Source organism: Haemophilus sp. SZY H8 (assembly GCF_018829755.1).
Classification (GTDB): Bacteria; Pseudomonadota; Gammaproteobacteria; order Enterobacterales; family Pasteurellaceae; genus Haemophilus; species Haemophilus haemolyticus_K.
The window spans coordinates 162,283-185,391 of the sequence record NZ_JAHKJY010000002.1; the positions used below are offsets into that span (position 1 = coordinate 162,283).

A 23,109-nucleotide genomic window follows, 5' to 3' on the forward strand; every position below is an offset into this window, starting at 1 on the left:
CGATAAATTATCTATTCTAATTAGTTCGTATTAATTATGATAGTAACATAATGAAAACCTAATAAATAGGTTCATCATCAATAATCATTTTTACCGCACTATATCAGAAAGCACTACAATGCTCTAGGTTATTTTTCAGGGGTAATACTTTTTGATTTTTCTTCGTTCTGCGCTTCTAAAGCATCACGCGCGGCACGAATACTTTTTTCAATTAATGGAACCCTCTCATCATCTTTCGGCATTAAGCGCAGCATCATCGCCCAAGTCACTGCCGCCATTTTATAATCTTCCGTTTCAAAATAACGGAATGCGAGCAAACTTAGGGCCTCAACATTAGTATGATCTTGACGAATCACTTCACGTAATAAATCGCCACCTTTTAGTTTATCAGTCGCATCATCAGAGAACATCAACACGCGAGCATAGCCTAATTTATATTGCACATTATCTGGTTCTAACTTGTTGGCCTTCTGATAACTATCAAATGCTAAACGTACATCACCTAAATTCATCCCAATCTGACCGAGCATCCACCATTTTTTTGCATCAGTTGGATTTTTCTGCAAATCGATTCGAAGTGCGGTAGAAAATTGCTGCATTTCTGCATCAGAAAATGGATTTTTATCTTCATCTTTCATTCGCTCATAGAAATATGGCAATTTCGCATAAGTTTGCTCTAACATCGATTCAGCTTGCCAAGAGCCCACCATAAAATAAGAAGAGCCCGCGATAATTCCTAGCGCCAACACGCCAGACACAAACCACACTTTTCCATAAGATTTGCCAGAATAATCCGCATTCTCTTGAACCTTGCTCGGCACATCATCAAGCAAGGTCTTCTGTAATTCTTGTTTGAGTTGCTCAACATTTTCAACTAAACCTTGGGAATTATCTTGCTCAATTTCTTCCAAGCGCGAGAAATATAACGCCTTATTTAAATCATCACGTTTTTGCCAATGTTTCGCTTTGAATTGACGCAATAAAGGATAAAAACAAATTAACGCCACAACTAAAGTGGTTAATATAAAAATTAATGCAAAATTCATCTATTTATCCTTGTTTAATAATTCTGCCAAACGCGCATTATCTTCATCAGTTAAAACATCTTGGGATTTCACCGCACTTTGAGCTTTTGGCTTACGTCTTAATAAAAATACCACGCCTAACAACACAAGCAATAATGGCGCAATCCATAGCACTAATGTACTCGCTGTCATAGGTGGATCATAGGTTACAAAATTGCCGTAACGCGCCACCATATACTCCACTACATCATTTTTCGATTTGCCTTCTTGTAAAAGCTCAAATACTTTGCCACGCATATCCACAGCGATAGTCGCATTGGAATCCGCAATATTGTTATTTTGACATTGAGGGCAACGCAAAGATTGTGTTAATTGGTGGTAATCACTCTCTTGCTGTGGAGAACTAAAATTTAATGCGTCAATAGCTGAAAACGCCACTGAGCTAAACAAAAGTGCGGTCAAAAATAGCCATGTTTTTTTCATTATTGTTGCTCCGAAAGTTTGTCATAAATTGGTTTTAAAGTCTGAGTCCAAACTTTTTCGTTTACATCTCCAGCATAACGATAATGAATCACACCTTTTCCATCTACAATGAAAGTTTCTGGTGCCCCATATACTCCTAAATCCAAACCGAAAGAACCTTTTTCATCTTTTAAAACAACTTTATAAGGATTGCCAAGATCTTTTAACCACTTCATTGCTTTAGGTGATTCATCTTTATAATCTAAACCGATAATTCGCACACCGTCTTTAGCAAGTTTGTTTAAATATTGATGTTCGGCATAACAAGTCGGACACCACGTCGCCCACACATTAAGTAAAACTGGCTTACCTTGTTGAAACAATTCGTTCGTGTAAGCTTTATTTTCAAAAAGCTCCGTTAAATTTTTTGCTGGCACAGGCTTTCCAACCAAAGCAGACTCTAATGCTTTAATATCTTCACCTTGCGCATTACGTTTTAATTGCACTAAAAATGCAATTGTTATCGATAAAAAGAGAATAAGAGGAACGAGTAATTTTTTTTTCATTTTTTACCGCACTTTAAATATAAAAAACCAAAGTAGACTTTTATAAAAGCCCGCATTGTTCACATAATCTAATTAAAAGTTAAGGCACACCTTAATCAAGGTGCGCCGTCATATTATTTTTTCAATAAAGCGTTAAATCGATAGCGTCGATCGAACATACACAACAATCCACCTAACGCCATAAACAAGCCGCCAATCCAAATCCAGCGAATAAACGGCTTGTAATATAAGCGTAACGCCCAAGAATTATCATCAATCTTTTCACCGAGAGCCACATAGAGATCACGAGTTAAACCACCAGCAATGGCGGCTTCCGTCATAGACATACGACTTACTGTGTAAAAACGTTTTTCTGCAAATAAGCTTGCTTCTGGTTGCCCATCTTTCGAAATATCAATTTGCGCTTTTCCACCAATGTAATTTGGACCATTAACATCCGTCACACCTGCGAATTTAAAATCGTAACGACCAATTTGCGCACTCTCACCGACTTTCATTCGAACATCACGTTCTACGCTAAAGTTTTGGCTAAATGCAATTCCCCATACGGTCATTGCTACACCCAGATGGGCTAACATCATTCCCCAATGAGAACGAGATAGTTTGCGTACGCCCACAAAGAATGGTTCACGATGCGTCGCACGTTGTTGCAATTCATAAAGTGCTAGTAGAGCGATAATCACGGTCATCATTGAACCAAGCACCGAACTTACTGTAACTTTATCTTGCAAGAAGTAAGGTAACGCAAAACCCGCAATCACCATAACAAATACACTGATAACAACAGGCGTACGAATTGCAGAAAATTGGTCTCTACGCCATTTCACCAAAGGTCCAATACCAAGCAATAATGCAAATGGTGTCATAATAATTAAGAACATTTGATCAAAGAATGGCGCACCAATAGAAATAGAACCTAAACCAAGTTGTTTGTGAACGAGTGGTAACAATGTTCCTAAGAATACAACGCAAAGAGCGGTCATTAATAAGATATTATTTAATAACAACATGCTTTCACGTGAATAGCGTTCTGCATTATCACGAGAACGAATTTGACTTCCTTTATACGCATAGAGCGCTAGCGAACCACCAATCACCACAACGAGGTAAGCCAAAATATACAAACCACGAGTTGGATCCGATGCAAATGCGTGAACTGAAACTAAAATGCCAGAACGAACTAAGAACGTGCCGAGCAGACAAAGTGAAAAGGCTAAAATCGCAAGTAATACCGTCCAAGCTTTAAAAGAACCACGTTTTTCTGTCACAGAAAGAGAGTGAATCAATGCAGTACCAGCAAGCCATGGCATAAACGAGGAGTTTTCCACAGGATCCCAGAACCACCAGCCGCCCCAGCCAAGCTCATAATAAGCCCACCAAGAACCAAGTACGATACCTAAAGTTAAAAATACCCAAGCAGCAAGTGTCCAAGGACGTGACCAACGCGCCCAAGCTGAATCTAATTTTCCCGTCATTAAGGATGCTATCGCAAACGCAAATGCCACAGAAAAACCAACATAGCCCATATAAAGTAATGGAGGGTGGAAAATCAAGCCTATATCTTGCAACATTGGATTGAGCTCTTTTCCGTCCACTGGAAAATCTGGGAAAGTACGAGTAAAAGGATTTGAAGTGAACAAGACGAACAACACAAAACCTACGCTAATAATCCCCATAATACCAAGTACGCGAGCAACCGCTTCTTGGGGTAAATGTTTACTCAACAAAGCAACGGCAGATGACCAAACGGCGAGTAACCAAATCCACAGTAATAAAGAACCTTCATGAGAACCCCAGACGGCAGACAAACGATAATAAATAGGTAAAGCCGTATTAGAGTTATTCACGACATACTGAACACTAAAATCATTTACTGCGAATAAATAAAATAATGCAGCAAAAGCAATGCTTAAACTTGCCAATAAACCATAAGTCATTGGGCGAGCTAATGCCATTAATTGTACATTGCCCTTTTCTGCCCCCCACAAAGGGAAAATCGCCAACATAAGCGATACGGCTAAACTTAAAGCCAGCGCATAATTTCCTAATTCAGCAATCATTTTGCGCCTTCTTTTTCTTGACGATCACGTGTGCTTTCGCCTTTTAAATCAGCATCACCAATCCCCATTGGTTTATGCACTTTTTGCATTTTTTCACCAAGTTCTGGTGGCACATAATTTTCATCGTGTTTAGCCAATACTTCTGTCGCGGTTAAAACGGTTGGCTGAGTTAATACACCTTGAGCCACAATACCTTGTCCTTCACGGAAAAGATCCGGCAAAATGCCTTCATATTCAACAGTGATCGCAGGGCCAATATCATTTAAATCAAACCGCACTTTCAAGCTTTTTGGATCACGCACTACTGTGCCTTCAACCACCATACCGCCAACACGAATACGTTGCCCCACTTCAGGTTTTTGATTCGGGTTATTATCCTTACCTTGAATCACTTCAGATGGCGTATAAAACAAATCGATATTTTGACGTAACGCATACAGCATCAATCCACTTGCAATAGCAATGCCGAGCACAACAAAAATGACTAATTTAAATCTGGATTTACGTCTTGGATTCATAGTGTGTTCCCTTTATTTGCTTGTTGTAAACGTTCTTCGCGTTGTTGCTCACGCAATACATTTTGTAACACTGTCTTGCGTTGTTTTACACTTTGAACAATTAAGGCAATCACTGCCACTAAACTTACTGCATAGGATAACCATACGTAAAAACCGTAGCCACCCATATTAAAAAAATCACTCCAAGTCTGGAAAAACATAAAATATTCCTTCTAAAAATCGCTAAAAAACTAACCGCACTTTATTTCAGTGTTTGAGCCAATGCTTTAACCCAAGGACGTTTCGCATCTTCTTTCAATAATTCCACGCGATAGCGAACTAAAGTAAGCCAAATATACAAGGTTAAAAAACCGAAAATACACAAAATTAATGGAACCAACATTGGAATTGCAATGGATGGTTTTTCCAGTTTAGTGATACTCGCACCTTGATGTAACGTGTTCCACCATTCCACAGAAAAATGAATAATCGGTAAAATCACGACCGTTGTAATGCATAAAATCCCAGCCGCTTTTGCCCCTACGTTACGATCTGAAAAAGCAGAATAAAGCGCTAAGATACCAAGATAAAGAAAGAATAAAATCAATTCTGCAGTTAAGCGAGCATCCCACACCCACCAAGTGCCCCACATTGGTTTACCCCAAATGGCGCCCGTAACAAGCGATAAGAAAGTAAACAATGCTCCAATTGGCGCCATTGCAATCATGGCGAGGTGAGCTTGCTTAATTTGCCATACAAGGGCAACCACAGCTGCAATCGCCATTGATCCGTACACACCCATTGACCAAATCGCTGTCGGCACATGAACATACATAATTCGGAAACTATTACCCTGTTGGTAATCTGCTGGGGCGAATGCTAAGCCCCATACAATGCCAACACCGAGTAAAATAAGTGTTAAAAATGCAAATAGCGGACTCAATTTACCGCAGATACGATACTGAGTTTCGGGTTTTGCATAAGGATGTAACCACTTCCACATAAAAAAGATCCTTAAAAATTTAAGAGAAAAACCACCGCACTTTTATACGGTAGAATGAAATTAATTATCTAAACTAATTCGCAGTGCCGCGGCGATGGCAAAAGGCGAAAGTGTTACTGCGCCAACCATCATAGCACCTAAAATTGCCAGTTGCCCGCCATAAGGCACATTTAAGCCTGCCGCCTCTAATACTGATGAGGCAAAAATTAAAACAGGAATAAACAACGGAACAACAAGCAAACTCAACAACACGCCCCCTTTTCGCAATCCCACTGTTAAGGCCACACCAATTGCACCGATACAACTCAATACAGGAGTGCCCAGTAACAATGTCAAAACCAATGCCCACCAAATATTGACCTCAAGAGAAAGCAATAAAGCGGCAATAGGCGATAGCAAAATAAGCGGTAAGCCTGTGAGTAACCAATGCGCAACCACTTTCGCCAAAGCAGTCATCGGCAAAGGCTGTGCGGTTAACATTAATTGTTCAAGAGAGCCATCAATAAAATCATCACGAAACAAACGTTCAAAAGAAAGCAATGCTGAAAGCAATGCGGCTACCCATGCAATACCCGGTGCGATACGGGAAAGTAATTTAGGATCTGGCCCAATAACAAGCGGAAACAAAGTAATCACAAGCAAAAAGAACCATAGCGGATTTAAAATCTCCGCATTTTTGCGCATCGCAATTTGAAGTTCACGTTTAATTATTTCTAAGAAAATCATTAAGTTATTCCGCTTTATAAGCCGCTAAATTCAATTTTTGCAGATGAGAACTTGGTACTTCTTGGTGGCTGGTTAACAACACAATGCCACCTCGTTGAGCATGCTCATCAAAAAGTGCGGTTAGAATTTCCACGCCTTTTTTATCAATCGCAGTAAACGGCTCATCTAAAATCCATAAGGGCGCTTGAGACAGCCATAAGCGACCTAATGCAATACGCTTTTGTTGTCCTGCTGAAAGTTGTGCGGCAGGCAAATCTTCACGACCTAATAATCCCACTTCCTCAAGCAAATCCCACAAAATATCAGTATTTTGTTCCGCTTGGCTAATTCGTTGATAAAACTGCAAATTTTCCCATGCTGTTAGTTCTGGTTTTACGCCTGAAAGATGACCTAAATAAAGCAAATTTTGATGATACTGTTCACGTTGTTTAGAAATTGCTTCAGCATCCCACCGCACTTCGCCTTCTAAAGGTTGAGCTAAACCCGCAAGAATACGTAATAAACTGGTTTTACCTATGCCGTTATGCCCTTCAATTTGCACAAAATCACCGCTATTAAAATAGCAAGTCAAAGCACGAAAAAGTACTCGCTCACCACGTTGGCAGGATAAATTTTGCAGAGATAACTTGTGTGGTTCAAACATAATTGCAAAGGGAAAATAAAAAGTGGCGGTATTCTATCACAAGAGAAATATTTGACGAGATTTTAGCTCTCAAAACAAATAACTCTTTAGAAGTAGATCGATAGGTTTATTGATTTAAAACAAGGTTTAATAAATTCGTCTATTAATGCAAAAGGAAAAACATTTAATGATCTAAATCAAAATTTTTGCTATTATTTGCCCACTTTTGGTTATAGACCAAAACCCTCAACGAAATTTGTCTTTACATAGAAGGAATAAATTATGGCTTACACTCTACCTGAATTAGGCTACGCCTACGATGCATTAGAACCACATTTCGATGCGCAAACAATGGAAATCCACCACAGCAAACACCATCAAGCTTATGTAAACAATGCAAACGCTGCATTAGAAGGTTTACCCGCTGAGTTAGTGGAAATGTGCCCAGGTCAATTAGTTTCTAACCTTGACAAAATCCCTGCAGAAAAACGTGGTGCATTACGCAATAATGCAGGCGGTCACACAAACCACAGTTTATTTTGGAAAAGTTTGAAAAAAGGTACTACTTTACAAGGTACATTAAAAGATGCGATTGAACGTGATTTCGGTTCTGTAGAAACATTTAAAGCTGAATTTGAAAAAGCAGCCGCAACTCGTTTTGGTTCAGGTTGGGCGTGGTTAGTATTAACTGCTGAAGGTAAATTAGCCGTGGTATCAACAGCAAACCAAGATAACCCATTAATGGGTAAAGAAGTGGCAGGTTGTGAAGGTTTCCCACTTTTAGGTTTAGACGTTTGGGAACACGCTTACTACTTGAAATTCCAAAACCGTCGTCCAGACTACATTAAAGAATTCTGGAACGTGGTAAACTGGGATTTCGTTGCAGAACGTTTTGAACAAAAAACAGCCCATTCAGAATGTAATTGTGCTAAATAATAAAAGATAAAGGCCTAGAAAAGTAGGCCTTTGTTTTTTTTATATTATTTTTGACTACATACAGCAATAAAATGTAATTTATGTTCAGGATCATTAAAGGTTTTGAACATTCTTTTAAATTGCTCACGATTTTCTGCTTTCATAGCATTACGGATGATTTTTAACGTCCCAAGAATGCCCTCATCATAAATCATCCCTTTTGGTGAAAGTAAAGTCATCTCACCAGAGAAAGTATCAACATTTCTAAAGCCACTTTCTTGGAATATTCCTTTCCAGCCATCTTTCGTTAATGGCGTTACCGTCACGTTAATCGCTTTGCGCATATTTTCTAGAATCGTTTGATGATCATTCCCCACCAGCATAACATCGTGAGTAAGCAATAAACCATTTGGTTTTAACACTCGAAAATATTCTGCAATGGCTTTTTTCTTAGCTTCCACGGGTAACATCGTGAGCATCGCTTCATTGATGACAATATCAAAACTTTCATCTGCAAAAGGCAACTTCATCGCATTCGCACGCTGCACATGAATTTTGTCTTGAAAGCCATTTGCGACGATATTTGCTTGTGCTTTTTCTAACGCATGTTCGTCTAAATCAACACCTTCAATATGGCAACCAAATTGCTTCGCCAATCCAATGGCTGTCGTTCCCATATTACAGGCAACCTCTAACACTTTTTTATCTTGGCCAAAATCGCCATTGGCAATTAACCAGTCTGTCGCTTTTTTACCGCCTGGACGCAAACGAGTTTTACCTAAACGTGCAAGAAAATTATGCCCTACTTCATCTTTCGCCATATCTATCTCCTAGTAATTAACTTGGTTTTATATTATAGATGAAAATTATTCTTATTAAAGTAGTAAAGCAAAAAATAACCCAACCGATTGGTTGGGCTATAAAAGATCAGAAAAATTTACCGCACCTTAAATCAATTAGGTTTCCATTCACCATTAAGCACAGTTGCTGTCACTTTATAATCTGACGTAAACACGGCTAAATTTGCGATTTTTCCTTTTTCTACCGAACCTAAACGATCATCCACACCAATTGCTCGTGCAGGATAAAGGTTACTCATTCGAATTGCTTCAGCAAGCGGAATTTCTACAAACTCGACTGCATTCTTAATAGATTCGATCATAGTAATTGATGCTCCAGCAATCGTACCGTTTGCATCAAAACAGCGGCCATCTCGGATATAAATGGTTTTTCCTACGAATGTGAAGGTTTCCAATTCTGGTGGAGCCCCTGCTGCAGCAAGAGAGTCAGTCACAATACAAAGTTTGTCACCTTTGATTTTTTTATCAATGCGAACATTGCCGTAATTGATATGCACACCATCCACGATAATACCGGTGTAAACATCAGAATCTAGTACTGCACCTACTACGCCCATAGCACGTCCAGAACTAATTGGCGACATTGCATTATGCAAGTGAGTCGCAAAAGTTGCGCCTTTGTGGAATGCGGATTTAGCGACTTCATAAGTCGCATTAGAATGGCCTACAGAGACAATAATGCCCGCTTTCACAAAATCAGGCGTATAGTTAATAGTTGGGTTTTCTGCGGCAATGGTAATTTTTGTAATGACATCACCATTTTCACAGAGGAAATCTTTCATTTCAGGCGTAATTTCACGAATATATTCGGGACGGTGTACACCTTTTTTCTCAACACTGATAAACGGCCCTTCAATATGTAAACCAAGTGCTTGGTTTTTATGCTTGTTTAAATATTCACGCATAATTTTCACCGCACTTTTTATGTTTTCATCTGGTGCCGTGATAAAAGTAGGAAGGAAACTGGTACAACCTGATTTCAAGTTAGTTTCCTGCATAATTTCCAAGGTTTCAACGCTAGTTTGGTCGTTAAACATCACGCCACCGCAGCCATTTAATTGAAGATCAATAAAACCCGCCGTTAAATTATTACCTTGTAAATCAATGGTTTTGATGCCTGTTTCTAATTCAGCTTGTGGAACTACCGCTTCAATAATTTCACCGTTAATAATTACCGCAAAATCACGTAAAACATCATATTTTGTGTAAATCACACAATTTGTTAATGCATATCTCATTTTTTGTCCTTAAATAAAATAATCAGAAAAATGACCGCTCTTTTGAGCGGCAGGATCTTATAACACGCTATGAATGGCGCGTTGTTCTAATTCAGTAAAATATTTAACTGTTTTTACTTTCAATTCTTGCTGTGCAGGTTCATCACAAACTAACACAAAATGGCGATGTAATTGAAGTGCACTCACTGTCCACATATGGTTCACACCACCTTCGACTGCTGCTTGAACGGCAAGCGCCTTATGATGGCCAGTTGCAAGGATCATCACTTCTTCTGCATCTAATAATGTGCCTACACCAATAGTCAAAGCATATTTAGGCACTTTATTCACATCATTATCAAAGAAACGTGAATTTGCGATCAGCGTGTCTTGAGTTAACGTTTTAATACGAGTGCGAGAGCTCAATGATGACGCTGGTTCATTAAAGGCGATATGGCCATCATTTCCTACTCCGCCCATAAATAAATTAATTTTTCCGTAAGATTTAATTTTTTCTTCATAACGGCGACATTCTGCATCATGATCATCCGTGTTGCCATTAAGAATATTGATATTTTCTGGCTGAATATCGATATGATTGAAAAAATTGTTATACATAAAACTATGATAACTTTCAGGGTGTTCCTCTGGTAAACCTACATATTCGTCCATATTGAATGTTACCACATGCTTAAAGCTCACCTCGCCCGCTTTACAAAGTGCAATTAATTCTTGGTAAGTTTTTAATGGTGTGCCACCAGTTGGTAAACCGAGAACAAATGGACGTTCAGCCGTAGGATTAAAATGATTGATACGATCAACAATATGGCGTGCAGCCCAACGACTCACCTGTTGTTCGTTGTGTAGAGGAATAAGGCGCATACTATACTTCCTTTATTTTCAATACCGTAGATAAACAAACCAACGGTTAAACATAATGGTTCCCCACTACGAAATAGAAAAACTGAGAAGCAGGAAACGAGAATTGCTACCCCAAGAGGGATAAATTATGAGTAACCTGGGGAAATCAATCCCCTAGGTTCTCACGATATTCCATTAATTATAAAAATTTCGCTTTCAACTCTTTTGCTTTAGCAAGCTGAGCATCCGTTGCTTTTGCTGTCATTGGCTCACGGCAATAACCCGCATCCACACCTTCTAATTTAAGCAATTCTTTGATGGTTAAATATAAACCATTCGCTAAAATGCCTTCGATTAAATCGTTGGTTACATGTTGAATTTCTAACGCTTCGGCTAATTTACCCGCTTTGGTCAATTCAAAAATTTGACGAGCACGAACGCCGTTTACGTTGAAAGTTGAACCGATTGCACCATCCACACCAAGTGCGGCCGCAGGTAACATCATTTCATCGAAACCAGCCCAAATTAAGTGGTTTGGATAAGCTTTTTTCAAACGTTCTAATAAATAGAAGTCACCAGCTGTGAATTTTACCCCTAATACTTTCGGGTTTTTGTAAAGTTCACCAAATTGTTCAATTCCCATATTCACGCCAGTTAAGAACGGAATAGAATACACGATCATATTATTGCCTGTTTCTGCAATAATGGTGTCGTAATAATGTTTGATTTCAGGGAAACTAAATTTATAGTAGAACGGAGTAACTGCAGATAAGCTATCGTAGCCTAATTCTGTTGCATATTTACCTAATTCAACTGCTTCTTTTAAGTTTACGCTACCCACTTGAGCAATTAGCGCGATTTGATCTTTTGCTTCATCTTTTGCAATACGGAAGATTTCTTTTTTCTCTTCAGTTGAAAGCATAAAGTTTTCGCCTGTTGAACCACCCACATATAAACCATCAACTTTCATTTTGTCGATATTGTGGCGGATAATTTGACGTAAACCTTTTTCATTAATTGTGCCATCTTCATAAAATGACACTAATAATGCACTGAAAATACCTTTTAAATCACGCATAAGTTTTCTCCTATTTTATACGTTGTTCAAGAATCACATTAAGAGTTTTTTGCTTGGTCTGAGCTGCAAGTTCTTCTTCGCCCTGCACTAACAAAGCATAAATTAAATCTAATACAAAAAGCTGTGCAATTTTGGTACCAATAGAGTCACCTTGTAGCTTCCCTTGTTTATTACCATTTACCAAAACATAATCAGCATATTCTGTAACGGGGGAACGCAAACTGTGAGTTAATGCCACTGTCGTTGCACCATTTTGTTTAGCAATTTTGAGTGTATGCGCCGTTTCGGCGGAATATCCTGAATGGCTTAAACCAATTGCCACATCAGAAGGCGTAAGTAATGCCGCCTGCATATACATAAAATGATTATTGCCTGTTGCATCCACTTGGAAACCGATACGCATCAATTTATTTTTTGCATCTTCAGCGGTCACACCAGATGATCCCACGCCGAATAAAAAGATACAACGTGCTTTTTTAATAGCTTTAACCACTTGTTCAAGCTGTTTCAAATCTAATAAATTAACCGTTTCTTCCATTACATTAGAAACTGCCGCTTGCAACTTTTGTGCAATCGTTAAAGAATCATCGCTCGGCATAATTTCTGTTTCGAGCACTGTTTCATCATTGTTATCTTTCGTGGCAAGCTCAATGGAAAGTTCTAATTTAAAATCGCTAAAGCCTTTAAAACCAATAGTTCGACAAAAACGGACGAGCGTAGCTTCTCCAACTTCCAAATGCTTAGCAATTTCAGAAAGGGGGCATTGAGACACTAAATCAGGCGAACGTAAAATCGTATCAGCAATTTTTTTCTCTGACTTGGTTAGACTATGGTAAAGCGAACTAATGGTATTTAACACATTTCCGAATTTAGCCATAAATTGTTCCTTTTGGTTTATCAAGCAGAACATCTTTCACCCAATAAGCTGCGCCGACTAATCCTGCATCTTGACCAAATTTAGCAGATTCAATGTCACAGCTATATACAGCAGGCATATCCTGTAAGAAACGTTTGACTAATGGTAAATAACCTTCAGCCAACCCGACACTACCACCTATAACAACTTTTTGCACATCCAATCCAATCACTAAATCCGCCACTAAATTGGCAATGGCTTTGGCTGAACGCTCTATAAGTGCGGTAGCTTTTTCATCATTTTTTCTAAAACGTTCAAAAACTTCTCTTGGCTCACAAGGATCGTACCATTGGGAAGACACTGCTTCAATTGCACGCCCTGCAGCAACGGCTTCTACACAACCACGACGACCACAACCGCACATTGGACCATTTGGATCCGCTAATGTATGCCCGATATGTCCTGCGATTCCCTTTGGACCAGTTTGTAATTGTTGGTTTAATATGACACCACCACCCACGCCAGTAGAAACAGTAATAAAAACAAAGTTTGATACTTTTTCTGAATCTTGGAGTTGGTATTCCGCATAGGTTGCGGCTTGCGCATCATTTAATAAGCCAATTGGTTTATCCGTGTGTTTAGCAATACTTTCTTTTAGTGGAAATTGATTCAAACCACCTAAATTTTTAGGATTAAGTGCGGTTAAAACACCATCATTTATAATACCGGTTGAAGCCACCGCCACATAATCAAATTGCCCTGCATAATGAGTAAGAAGTTGTTCTAATACTTGATGCATTCCTTCTACCACATTTTCACGCGGTGTATGAATTTGTTGGCGTTGTTCAACTTCGCCATTTTTTACGATAGCCGCCGCGATTTTTGTACCGCCAATGTCTAGAGCTAAACAACGCATAACTTATCCTTATAGTATGAAGTATTTTCTCACACGTCTTACGACTATCTTGCAGATTTCACAGAATTAGCAAACCAACTCACGATATGCTCAAGGCGAGTTAGTGCTGAACCAACAGTGACGCAATCTGCGCCAATTTCAATGGCCACTTTTGCCAATTTAGGCGTGTTATAGCGACCTTCTGCCATCACAAAACAACCCGCTGCTTTTAAATCTTTCACTAATTGATAATCAGGCTCTTCGGGAACTGGACCACCTGTATAACCGGACATTGTGCTCCCCACAATATCAAAACCGAGTTTTTGACAATACAAGCCTTCTTCTAAATTAGAGCAATCTGCCATAGCCAAGCAGCCCATTTCATGGATTTTTTTCACCGCACTTTCAATATCAACTGGACGAGGGCGGCTAGTGCCATCTACCGCAATAATATCTGCCCCTGCATTGGCAAGATCTTCAATATCTTGCAGAAATGGCGTAATACGAATCGGACTATCAGGTAAGTCACGTTTTACAATACCGATAATTGGAATGTTTACGAAAGGACGTGTCGCTTTAAGGTTATCTACACCTTCAATACGTAAACCTGATGCGCCACCAGCAACGGAAGCTTGAGCCATGGCAGAAACAATTTCAGGTTTATCCATTGGACCATCATCAACGGGTTGGCAAGAAGCAATGAGACCGTATTGAATTTGAGAAAGCACATCTTGATGAGATAATTTCGACATAATATCACTCCTAAATATAACTGAGCCTGCATTTTCGTCAGTGCTCAGCATTATATAAAAACATAACTCCATTTTAAAATTTTTTTTGAAGTATTTTTTTGCCAATGTGATCTACCTCTCAATTTTGAAATAAAACTTCAAAGAGCAGTTCAAAAAGTATTTTTTTACTTTAGAATAGCGCCCGAGTCGTTTTTTTGATGTCTAAAACATCGAGCATTCACTTTCAATCCAAGCCAATTATGGCTTATATCAACATAGGTTCACACAGGAGCGAACATTATGAAATTTACTAAACTTTTCCTTGCAACTGCTATCACATTAGGCGTTTCTTCAGCCGTTTTTGCCGCAGATTATGACTTAAAATTTGGTATGAATGCAGGTACTTCATCTAATGAGTACAAAGCAGCTGAAATGTTTGCGAAAGAAGTAAAAGAAAAATCACATGGTAAAATTGAAGTTTCACTTTATCCGAGTTCACAACTTGGTGACGACCGTGCAATGTTAAAACAATTAAAAGACGGTTCTCTTGACTTCACTTTTGCTGAATCAGCTCGTTTCCAATTATTCTATCCTGAAGCAGCAGTGTTCGCGTTACCATATGTCATCACCGACTACAACGTTGCACAAAAAGCATTACAAGAAACCGCATTTGGTAAAGATTTAGTTCAAAAAATGAATAAAGAGCTTGGCATCACGCTACTTTCTCAGGCCTATAATGGGACTCGCCAAACAACTTCAAATAGAGCAATCAATAGCATTGCGGATATGAAAGGTTTAAAACTTCGTGTACCCAATGCCGCAACTAACTTAGCATACGCAAAATATGTAGGTGCATCGCCAACACCTATGGCATTCTCTGAGGTATATCTTGCACTTCAAACTAACTCTGTCGATGGTCAAGAAAACCCATTAGCGACCGTACAAGCACAAAAATTCTATGAAGTGCAAAAATTCTTAGCGATGACTAACCACATCTTGAATGACCAACTTTATTTAGTGAGTAACGAAACTTATAAAGAATTACCGGAAGATCTTCAAAAAGTAGTCAAAGACGCCGCTGAAAATGCAGCAAAATACCACACTAAATTATTCGTAGATGGCGAAAAAGATTTGGTGAAATTCTTTGAAAAACAAGGTGTAAAAGTAACCCATCCAGATTTAGCGCCATTCAAAGATGCGATGAAACCATTCTATGCTGAGTTTGTGAAACAAACTGGTGAGAAAGGTGAAAAAGCATTAAAAGAAATCCAAGCGATTAAATAATCCCCTATTATATGCGCCAACAATTTGGTTGGCGTACTCATTTTCGTTCTCCACAATCTCTCGGAGTGAAGTATGAAATTTTTTAACAAACTTGAAGAATGGATTGGCGGTGCGCTATTCCTTGCCATCTTCGGTATTCTTGTTGCTCAAATCCTATTCCGCCAAGCTTTCCAATCACCATTAATTTGGAGTGAGGAACTCGCTAAATTATTGTTTGTATATGTAGGTATGCTCGGTATTAGTGTGGCTATCCGCAAACAAGAACACGTTTACATCGACTTCTTAACCAATTTAATGCCTGCTTCTGTCAAAAAAGTAACAAACTCTTTTGTACAGTTAATGATTTTCCTTGGCATTATTTTCTTTATCCATTTTGGTATTAAAACGTTCCTTGGTGCAGATTTCCCTATTGACGCATTAGGCGGAATTTCAGAGAAATGGATTTATGCTTCTCTGCCGATCATTTCTATCCTAATGTTAGTGCGCTTCTTCCAAGCTCAAGCAGACAATTTTAAAGAAGATAAAAGCTATTTACCGGCGACGTTCTTCATTATAAGTGCGGTCATTTTATTAGGCATTTTATTTACGTTCCCAGAGTGGTACAAAGTATTGCGCATCACAGAATATGTGAAATTTGGTTCTAACTCTGTATACGTTGCCCTAATATTCTGGCTGGTTATTATGTTCCTCGGTGTGCCAGTAGGTTGGTCATTATTTATTACCACATTACTTTATTTCTCAATGACCAGATGGAACGTAGTAAACGCAGCGGCTGAAAAACTGACCATGAGTTTAGATAGTTTCTCATTACTTGCTGTGCCGTTCTATATTCTAACGGGTATTTTAATGAATACTGGCGGTATCACAGAACGTATCTTTAACTTCGCAAAAGCCTTACTCGGTCACTACACTGGTGGTATGGGGCATGTAAATATTGGCGCAAGTTTATTGTTCTCAGGTATGTCAGGTTCTGCACTTGCTGATGCGGGTGGCTTAGGTCAGTTAGAAATCAAGGCTATGCGCGATGCAGGCTATGATGATGATATTTGTGGTGGTATCACTGCAGCATCTTGTATCATCGGTCCATTAGTTCCACCAAGTATCGCCATGATTATTTACGGTGTAATTGCCAACGAATCTATTGCGAAACTCTTCGTTGCAGGTTTTGTACCAGGCGTACTTGTAACGATTGCCTTGATGATCATGAACTACTACGTATCTAAAAAACGTGGTTATCCAAGAACACCAAAAGCAACTCGTGAAGAACTTTGCACATCATTCAAAAGAGCGTTCTGGGCAATTTTAACCCCATTACTCATCATCGGTGGTATCTTCTCTGGCTTATTTAGCCCAACAGAATCTGCCGTTGTTGCTGCAACTTACTCCGTCATCATTGGTAAATTCGTTTATAAAGAATTAACAATGAAAATGCTCTTTAATAGCTGCATTGAAGCTATGGCAATTACTGGTGTGGTTGCATTAATGATTATGACCGTGACCTTCTTCGGAGATATGATCGCACGTGAACAAGTTGCAATGCGTATAGCAGATATATTCGTTGCCGTAGCTGATTCTCCACTTATGGTATTAGTCATGATCAATGCCCTCTTGCTCTTCTTGGGTATGTTCATTGATGCATTAGCATTGCAATTCTTAGTGTTACCAATGTTAATTCCAATCGCAATGCAATTTAATATCGACTTAGTATTCTTCGGTGTAATGACTACATTGAATATGATGATCGGTATCTTAACACCACCAATGGGTATGGCTCTCTTTGTGGTGGCGCGTGTGGGTAATATGTCAGTATCCACTGTAACAAAAGGTGTATTGCCGTTCTTAATACCGATATTCTTAACATTAGTATTAATTACGATTTTCCCACAAATCATTACTTTTGTGCCAAATCTATTGATGTCTTAACACTAAAGTGCGGTTAAAAAAAGCAAGGCTTTTATAACCGCACTTTTTTTATAAAATAAATCCTATTCAATGCGGTTTTATGAATAGCAAACCATAAACATAACTTAATAAATGAGGTTTATTATGAAATTGACAAAAACAGCATTATGCGCCGCACTTTTTGCAACTGTTGCATTTTCAGCTAACGCACAAGTCTATCCAGATTTACCAGTAGGCATCAAAAGCGGAACTGGCGCACTCATCGGTGATACCGTATATGTAGGCTTAGGTTCGGGTGGCAATAAATTCTATTCTTTAGACTTAAAAGATCCTGCTGCACAATGGAAAGAAATTGCAGCATTCCCTGGTGGTGAACGTAATCAACCTGTTGCAGCAGCCGTAGATGGAAAACTTTATGTATTCGGTGGTTTGCAAAAAAATGAAAAGGGCGAACTTCAACTTGTTAATGATGCTTACAGCTACAATCCAGCTGATAATACTTGGGTGAAACTTCCTACTCGCTCTCCGCGTGGTTTAGTCGGTTCAAGCAGCGCATCTCACGGTGATAAAGTTTATATTTTAGGTGGTTCTAACCTCTCTATATTTAATGGTTTCTTCCAAGACACCGTGGCAGCGGGTGAAGATAAAGCGAAAAAAGATGAAATCGCAGCAGCTTATTTCGATCAACGTCCAGAAGATTATTTCTTCACAACAGAATTATTGAGCTATGAACCATCAACCAATAAATGGCGCAATGAAGGTCGTATTCCATTCTCTGGTCGTGCAGGTGCGGCATTCACCATTCAAGGTAATGACTTAGTGGTTGTCAATGGTGAAGTGAAACCTGGCCTTCGCACCGCAGAAACTCACCAAGGCAAATTCACTGCTAAAGGTGTGCAATGGAAAAACTTACCTGACTTACCTGCGCCAAAAGGTAAATCACAAGATGGTTTAGCTGGCGCACTCGCAGGATATAGCCATGGCCATTATTTAGTGACTGGTGGCGCAAACTTCCCTGGTTCAATTAAACAATTCAAGGAAGGCAAACTCCATGCGCATAAAGGTTTAACCAAAACATGGCATAACGAAGTTTATACTTTAAATAATGGTAAATGGAGTATCGTTGGTGAATTACCAATGAATATTGGCTATGGTTTCTCTGTGTCTTACAACAATAAAGTATTGCTCATCGGTGGTGAAACTGACGGTGGTAAAGCGTTAACCAGCGTTAAAGCCATTAGCTACGATGGTAAAAAATTGACCGTTGAATAATTTGGCATAGAATAATGTATAAGGCTTGAGGCAAAGAATGGGCTCAAGCCTTTTGATTTCATCAAAATATAAAAATTAAGGAGATTATATGAGTGTACTTAGTTACGCACAAAAAATCGGTCAAGCCTTAATGGTGCCTGTGGCAGCCTTACCTGCTGCGGCATTATTAATGGGTATTGGCTATTGGATCGACCCAGATGGTTGGGGGGCAAACAGTCAATTAGCAGCATTATTAATTAAATCTGGTGCAGCAATTATTGATAACATGGGCTTACTCTTCGCTGTGGGCGTCGCGTTTGGTCTTGCAAAAGACAAACACGGTTCCGCCGCACTTTCAGGCCTTGTTGGTTTCTATGTAGTAACCACCCTACTTTCCCCTGCAGGTGTAGCACAATTACAACACATTGATATTAGTGAAGTGCCTGCCGCATTCAAAAAAATCAATAACCAATTTATCGGGATTTTAATTGGTGTGATTTCAGCTGAACTTTACAACCGTTTCTATCAAGTTGAATTACCAAAGGCACTTTCGTTCTTTAGCGGAAAACGCCTCGTCCCAATTTTGGTTTCTTTCGTGATGATCGCTGTATCATTTGCCTTACTCTATATTTGGCCGCATATTTTTAACGCGCTCGTTTCATTTGGTGAATCCATCAAAGATTTAGGTGCAGTCGGTGCGGGGATCTACGGTTTCTTCAACCGCTTATTAATTCCTGTTGGCTTACACCATGCCTTAAACTCTGTATTCTGGTTTGACGTAGCAGGTATCAATGATATTCCAAACTTCTTAGGCGGTGCTAAATCCATTGCCGAAGGCACTGCAACTGTAGGGGTAACTGGTATGTATCAAGCTGGTTTCTTCCCAGTGATGATGTTTGGTTTACCAGGTGCTGCTCTTGCGATTTATCACTGCGCAAAACCAAATCAAAAAGTACAAGTGGCCTCAATTATGCTTGCGGGTGCACTAGCTTCTTTCTTTACAGGGATCACCGAACCGCTTGAATTCTCATTCATGTTCGTTGCACCGATACTTTATGTATTGCATGCATTATTAACGGGTATCTCTGTATTCATTGCAGCCACAATGCACTGGATTGCTGGCTTCGGCTTTAGTGCTGGTTTAGTGGATATGGTACTTTCTAGCCGCAACCCACTTGCCGTTAGCTGGTATATGTTACTTGTACAAGGTATTGTATTCTTTGCTATCTATTATTTTGTGTTCCGTTTTGCAATTAATACCTTTAATCTCAAAACGCTAGGACGTGAAGATAAAGCAGAAACAGCTGCAGCCCCAACACAAAGTAACCAATCTCGCGAAGAAAGAGCGGTGAAATTTATCGCTGCTTTAGGTGGTTCAGAAAACTTCAAAACTGTGGATGCTTGCATCACTCGTTTACGCTTAACTTTAGTTGACCATCACAATATTAATGAAGATCAACTTAAAGCGCTTGGTTCAAAAGGTAATGTAAAATTAGGCAATGATGGATTGCAAGTCATTTTAGGGCCTGAAGCTGAACTTGTAGCAGAAGCAATTAAAGCAAAATTAAAATAAATTTTGACCGCACTTTACATGCCGTCTATCACTAGGCGGCATTTTTATTAATGAGATTTAGCGATGTTATTTATTCCACCACCACTACTCTGTTTATTAATTGGCACTGTAATGTATTTTTTGCCAAAAGTAGCGAGTTATTCTGTCTATTTTGCAGTTATTGCCTTTGTCATTACGCTTTCATTTTTGATTGCTGGAGGCAGTGTGCTTCAATTTTTTATCCGCAAAACGACCATTAATCCTCATGACTTTAAACACACAACACAATTAGTTTCTACAGGCATATTTCAATTTAGCCGTAATCCAATGTATTTAAGCTTGCTGTTAATGTTAATTGCTTGGTCTCTTTGGTTGGGTAATAGTTTAGCTTGGTTAGGCGTGCTTGCCTTTATACTAGTTATGAATCGCTTTCAAATAGCCCGAGAAGAAACCTATTTGGAAAGTAAATTTGGCGATGAATATCGTCGTTACAAACAAAAAGTAAGACGCTGGCTATAAAAAAAACACCTTCACAAGGAAGGTGTTTTTATCAATTTTAAATCTATTTCTTCGGAGCTTGCATAAAGCGGAAGAAATCACTATCTGGTTTTAAAATCATCATATTGTCAGAGTTTGCAAAACTTGCTTCATAGGCTTTTAAGCTACGTACAAAAGTAAAGAATTGTGGTTCTTGAGCAAAAGCATCTGAATATAATTTTGCCGCCGCTGCATCGCCTGAGCCTCGTAATTCTTGTGCAGTTTTATTTGCATTAGCAAGAATCAAGGTCACTTTACGATCTACATCTGCTTGGATAAATGCTGCTTTTTCTTTACCTTGAGAACGGTGTTCACGCGCGACTGCATCACGTTCTGCACGCATTCGTTGATAAATTGAAGAAGATACTTCGTCCGGTAAATTAATTTGTTTTACACGTACATCAATTACTTCAATACCCAATTCCGCCGTACTATCTTGCCCTGAATTTAAAGCTTTTTTTGCCCCTTCCATTAATTCACCACGCGTACCAGAAACGATATCTTTAATGGTTCTTGTACCAATTTCAGAACGCAAACGGTCATTTACTTTACGGCTTAACAAGCTTGAAGCTTGAGTATAATCGCCACCACCAGTAGATGTGTAGAATCGACCAAAATCACTAATCTTCCATTTCACATAAGAATCTACTAGCAAGTCTTTTTTCTCAACAGTAACAAAACGTGTTGCTGATCCATCTAAGGTGCGAATACGCGCATCTAAAACTTTAATGCTATCAATCAAAGGCACTTTAAAATGTAAGCCTGGTTCATAGACAACCACTTTGTTATCTGCATCACGTTGTACTTTGTTGAATCGCAACATAATACCGCGTGTACCTTCCGTCACGACCACGACACTGGAATACACCACTGCCGCAATGACAAAAATAGCTGGTAATAAAAATTTACGCATTAGTTAAATCTCCCTTGGCGAATCGGCTCAACAGTGCTTGGTAGTTGGCTTGAAGAATGATTAATGCGCTCTGGCTGAGATAAAACAGGCGCAGATTCTACCGCTCTTTCTGTTACGGCTGGCGCTTTAGCTGATACTTTTTTACCCATAATTTGTTCTAAGGGTAACACAGTTAAATTGTTACCATTATTGCCATCAAGCATCACTTTTGGCGTATTTGCCATGACTTTTTCCATGGTTTGAATATATAAACGCTCACGCAGTAAATCTGGCGCAGCTTTAAATTCAGGCAATAAACGCTGCAAACGTTCCACTTCGCCTCGAGCATCTAACACAATACGATCTTTATAAGCTGTCGCTTCTTCAATAATACGTTGTGCATCACCACGCGCAATCGGCTCTTTCTCTCGGGCATAGGCTTCCGCTTCACGAATAAAACGTTGTTCATCTTCCTGAGCTTTAATCGCATCATCAAACGCATCTTTTACTTCTTCAGGTGGGCGCGCAGATTGGAAGTTCACATCAATAACCTCAAGTCCCATATCATAGGATTTGATAATGTCATTTAATGCTTTCCACGTATCTTCACGAACAACCGCACGGCCTGTTGTTAAAATATCATTCATTGACATATGGCCGATCACATAACGCAATGCACTGTCAGTCGCTTGACCTAAACTATCATCCGCATTCGTCACACTAAAACGATATTTAGCAGGATCTTGCACTCGATATTGCACAGTCATTTCTACACGAACCATATTTTCATCTTTAGTCAGCATTGAACCCTGTGTGCGAAGTTCTTTAACTTGCTCTACATTCACCGGCAATACTTTATCTACAAATGTTGGTTTCCAGTTCAAACCAGGTTGAACAATAGAATGCAATTCACCAAAACGAAGCACCACACCACGCTCAGCCTCTTTAATAGTGTAGAAACCACTTACGCCCCAAATAATCGCACCAATCGCCACAGCAAGCGGCACCACTTTTCCAAAATTAAATGGCGTACTGTTTTGAAAACTACCATTATTTTGACCGCTCTTTTTATTTCCACCACCTAATTTTCTGAGAAGGTTATTAAAAATCTCCTCAATATCTGGCGGAGATTGTTCTTGATTCCCACGATTTTGATTGTTATTCCATCCATTATTATTGGATGAATTTCCCGGCTGTTGGTCGTTGTTTTGCCCTGGTTTACTCCAAGGATCGCGATCTGAACCGTTCTGTGACATTTCATTCTCCATTTGTCAAAAAATTGTTAAGAGTTTAGCTAAATAAATGGGGCGCGTCTAT

At 39.2% G+C, this 23,109-nt stretch carries 24 protein-coding genes; 6 read left to right on the forward strand and 18 right to left on the reverse strand.

Annotated elements, in window-relative coordinates; genetic code table 11:
* Positions 1-128 precede the first annotated feature (128 nt).
* From ccmI to ccmA, 9 genes are all read right to left on the reverse strand, one after another.
* Positions 129-1,046 (reverse strand): c-type cytochrome biogenesis protein CcmI, encoded by a 918-nt coding sequence (ccmI, locus tag KKW16_RS03795; RefSeq protein WP_048953889.1) that lies wholly within the window; start codon positions 1,044-1,046, stop codon positions 129-131.
* Entirely contained in the window at positions 1,047-1,508 is a 462-nt protein-coding gene (locus KKW16_RS03800) for a cytochrome c-type biogenesis protein (protein WP_048953890.1), read from the reverse strand.
* On the reverse strand, positions 1,508-2,053 hold the full coding sequence (locus KKW16_RS03805) for a DsbE family thiol:disulfide interchange protein (protein WP_046942240.1): 546 nt from the start codon (positions 2,051-2,053) through the stop codon (positions 1,508-1,510). Before KKW16_RS03805 ends, KKW16_RS03800 begins: the two co-directional genes overlap by 1 nt.
* A gap of 113 nt (positions 2,054-2,166) precedes the next feature.
* Positions 2,167-4,113: a heme lyase CcmF/NrfE family subunit gene (locus tag KKW16_RS03810; RefSeq protein WP_048953891.1), complete on the reverse strand. Its 1,947-nt coding sequence runs from the start codon at positions 4,111-4,113 to the stop codon at positions 2,167-2,169.
* Positions 4,110-4,631 (reverse strand): cytochrome c maturation protein CcmE, encoded by a 522-nt coding sequence (gene ccmE, locus KKW16_RS03815; protein WP_005631161.1) that lies wholly within the window; start codon positions 4,629-4,631, stop codon positions 4,110-4,112. Before ccmE ends, KKW16_RS03810 begins: the two co-directional genes overlap by 4 nt.
* Positions 4,628-4,831, reverse strand: a complete 204-nt coding sequence (gene ccmD, locus KKW16_RS03820) for a heme exporter protein CcmD (protein WP_005634314.1) — start codon at positions 4,829-4,831, stop codon at positions 4,628-4,630. Before ccmD ends, ccmE begins: the two co-directional genes overlap by 4 nt.
* 41 nt (positions 4,832-4,872) lie before the next feature.
* The gene (locus KKW16_RS03825; RefSeq protein WP_005634316.1) at positions 4,873-5,613 is read right to left on the reverse strand and encodes a heme ABC transporter permease; all 741 of its coding nucleotides are present in this window, start codon (positions 5,611-5,613) and stop codon (positions 4,873-4,875) included.
* A 60-nt stretch (positions 5,614-5,673) separates the two neighbouring features.
* The gene (ccmB, locus tag KKW16_RS03830) at positions 5,674-6,339 is read right to left on the reverse strand and encodes a heme exporter protein CcmB (RefSeq protein ID WP_005637214.1); all 666 of its coding nucleotides are present in this window, start codon (positions 6,337-6,339) and stop codon (positions 5,674-5,676) included.
* Between the two features lie 4 nt (positions 6,340-6,343).
* Entirely contained in the window at positions 6,344-6,982 is a 639-nt protein-coding gene (ccmA, locus tag KKW16_RS03835) for a cytochrome c biogenesis heme-transporting ATPase CcmA (protein ID WP_048953892.1), read from the reverse strand.
* Between the two features lie 261 nt (positions 6,983-7,243).
* Here ccmA and sodA point away from each other — a divergent pair, with 261 nt between their 5' ends.
* Positions 7,244-7,897, forward strand: a complete 654-nt coding sequence (gene sodA / locus KKW16_RS03840) for a superoxide dismutase [Mn] (protein ID WP_048953893.1) — start codon at positions 7,244-7,246, stop codon at positions 7,895-7,897.
* A 44-nt stretch (positions 7,898-7,941) separates the two neighbouring features.
* On the opposite strand, the gene KKW16_RS03845 is transcribed toward sodA, so the two are convergent.
* The 7 genes from KKW16_RS03845 to KKW16_RS03875 form a co-directional block, all read right to left on the reverse strand.
* Entirely contained in the window at positions 7,942-8,697 is a 756-nt protein-coding gene (locus KKW16_RS03845) for a class I SAM-dependent methyltransferase (protein ID WP_048953894.1), read from the reverse strand.
* A 131-nt stretch (positions 8,698-8,828) separates the two neighbouring features.
* Positions 8,829-9,974 carry an N-acetylglucosamine-6-phosphate deacetylase gene (gene nagA / locus KKW16_RS03850; protein ID WP_048953895.1) on the reverse strand — a complete coding sequence of 382 codons (1,146 nt, stop codon included), beginning with the start codon at positions 9,972-9,974 and terminating at the stop codon, positions 8,829-8,831.
* A gap of 57 nt (positions 9,975-10,031) precedes the next feature.
* Positions 10,032-10,835 carry a glucosamine-6-phosphate deaminase gene (gene nagB / locus KKW16_RS03855; protein WP_009500377.1) on the reverse strand — a complete coding sequence of 268 codons (804 nt, stop codon included), beginning with the start codon at positions 10,833-10,835 and terminating at the stop codon, positions 10,032-10,034.
* Positions 10,836-11,013: 178 nt separating this feature from the next.
* Positions 11,014-11,892, reverse strand: coding sequence for an N-acetylneuraminate lyase (gene nanA, locus KKW16_RS03860; protein ID WP_215767929.1), 879 nt, complete (start codon positions 11,890-11,892; stop codon positions 11,014-11,016).
* Positions 11,893-11,902: 10 nt separating this feature from the next.
* The gene (locus KKW16_RS03865) at positions 11,903-12,769 is read right to left on the reverse strand and encodes a MurR/RpiR family transcriptional regulator (RefSeq protein ID WP_111407578.1); all 867 of its coding nucleotides are present in this window, start codon (positions 12,767-12,769) and stop codon (positions 11,903-11,905) included.
* On the reverse strand, positions 12,762-13,664 hold the full coding sequence (locus tag KKW16_RS03870; protein WP_111407579.1) for an N-acetylmannosamine kinase: 903 nt from the start codon (positions 13,662-13,664) through the stop codon (positions 12,762-12,764). The genes KKW16_RS03865 and KKW16_RS03870 overlap by 8 nt, the downstream gene beginning before the upstream one ends.
* A gap of 44 nt (positions 13,665-13,708) precedes the next feature.
* On the reverse strand, positions 13,709-14,395 hold the full coding sequence (locus KKW16_RS03875) for a putative N-acetylmannosamine-6-phosphate 2-epimerase (protein WP_111407580.1): 687 nt from the start codon (positions 14,393-14,395) through the stop codon (positions 13,709-13,711).
* A gap of 276 nt (positions 14,396-14,671) precedes the next feature.
* On the opposite strand from KKW16_RS03875, the gene KKW16_RS03880 reads away from it, so the two are divergent.
* The 5 genes from KKW16_RS03880 to KKW16_RS03900 all read left to right on the forward strand — a co-directional run bounded on the left by KKW16_RS03880 (position 14,672) and on the right by KKW16_RS03900 (position 20,882).
* Entirely contained in the window at positions 14,672-15,658 is a 987-nt protein-coding gene (locus KKW16_RS03880; protein WP_080351572.1) for a sialic acid TRAP transporter substrate-binding protein SiaP, read from the forward strand.
* Between the two features lie 72 nt (positions 15,659-15,730).
* Positions 15,731-17,581, forward strand: a complete 1,851-nt coding sequence (locus tag KKW16_RS03885; protein ID WP_048953901.1) for a TRAP transporter large permease subunit — start codon at positions 15,731-15,733, stop codon at positions 17,579-17,581.
* Positions 17,582-17,704: 123 nt separating this feature from the next.
* Positions 17,705-18,832 carry an N-acetylneuraminate epimerase gene (locus tag KKW16_RS03890; protein ID WP_165818739.1) on the forward strand — a complete coding sequence of 376 codons (1,128 nt, stop codon included), beginning with the start codon at positions 17,705-17,707 and terminating at the stop codon, positions 18,830-18,832.
* A gap of 88 nt (positions 18,833-18,920) precedes the next feature.
* Positions 18,921-20,384 carry an N-acetylglucosamine-specific PTS transporter subunit IIBC gene (nagE, locus tag KKW16_RS03895; RefSeq protein ID WP_111407582.1) on the forward strand — a complete coding sequence of 488 codons (1,464 nt, stop codon included), beginning with the start codon at positions 18,921-18,923 and terminating at the stop codon, positions 20,382-20,384.
* Between the two features lie 63 nt (positions 20,385-20,447).
* Entirely contained in the window at positions 20,448-20,882 is a 435-nt protein-coding gene (locus KKW16_RS03900; protein ID WP_111407583.1) for a methyltransferase family protein, read from the forward strand.
* Positions 20,883-20,925: 43 nt separating this feature from the next.
* Here the strand turns inward: KKW16_RS03900 and hflC are convergent, their stop codons facing one another.
* Together hflC and hflK are read right to left on the reverse strand one after the other, a co-directional pair.
* Positions 20,926-21,813, reverse strand: coding sequence for a protease modulator HflC (gene hflC, locus KKW16_RS03905; RefSeq protein WP_005639909.1), 888 nt, complete (start codon positions 21,811-21,813; stop codon positions 20,926-20,928).
* Positions 21,813-23,048: an FtsH protease activity modulator HflK gene (gene hflK / locus KKW16_RS03910; RefSeq protein WP_165818740.1), complete on the reverse strand. Its 1,236-nt coding sequence runs from the start codon at positions 23,046-23,048 to the stop codon at positions 21,813-21,815. Before hflK ends, hflC begins: the two co-directional genes overlap by 1 nt.
* Between the last annotated feature and the right edge of the window lie 61 nt (positions 23,049-23,109).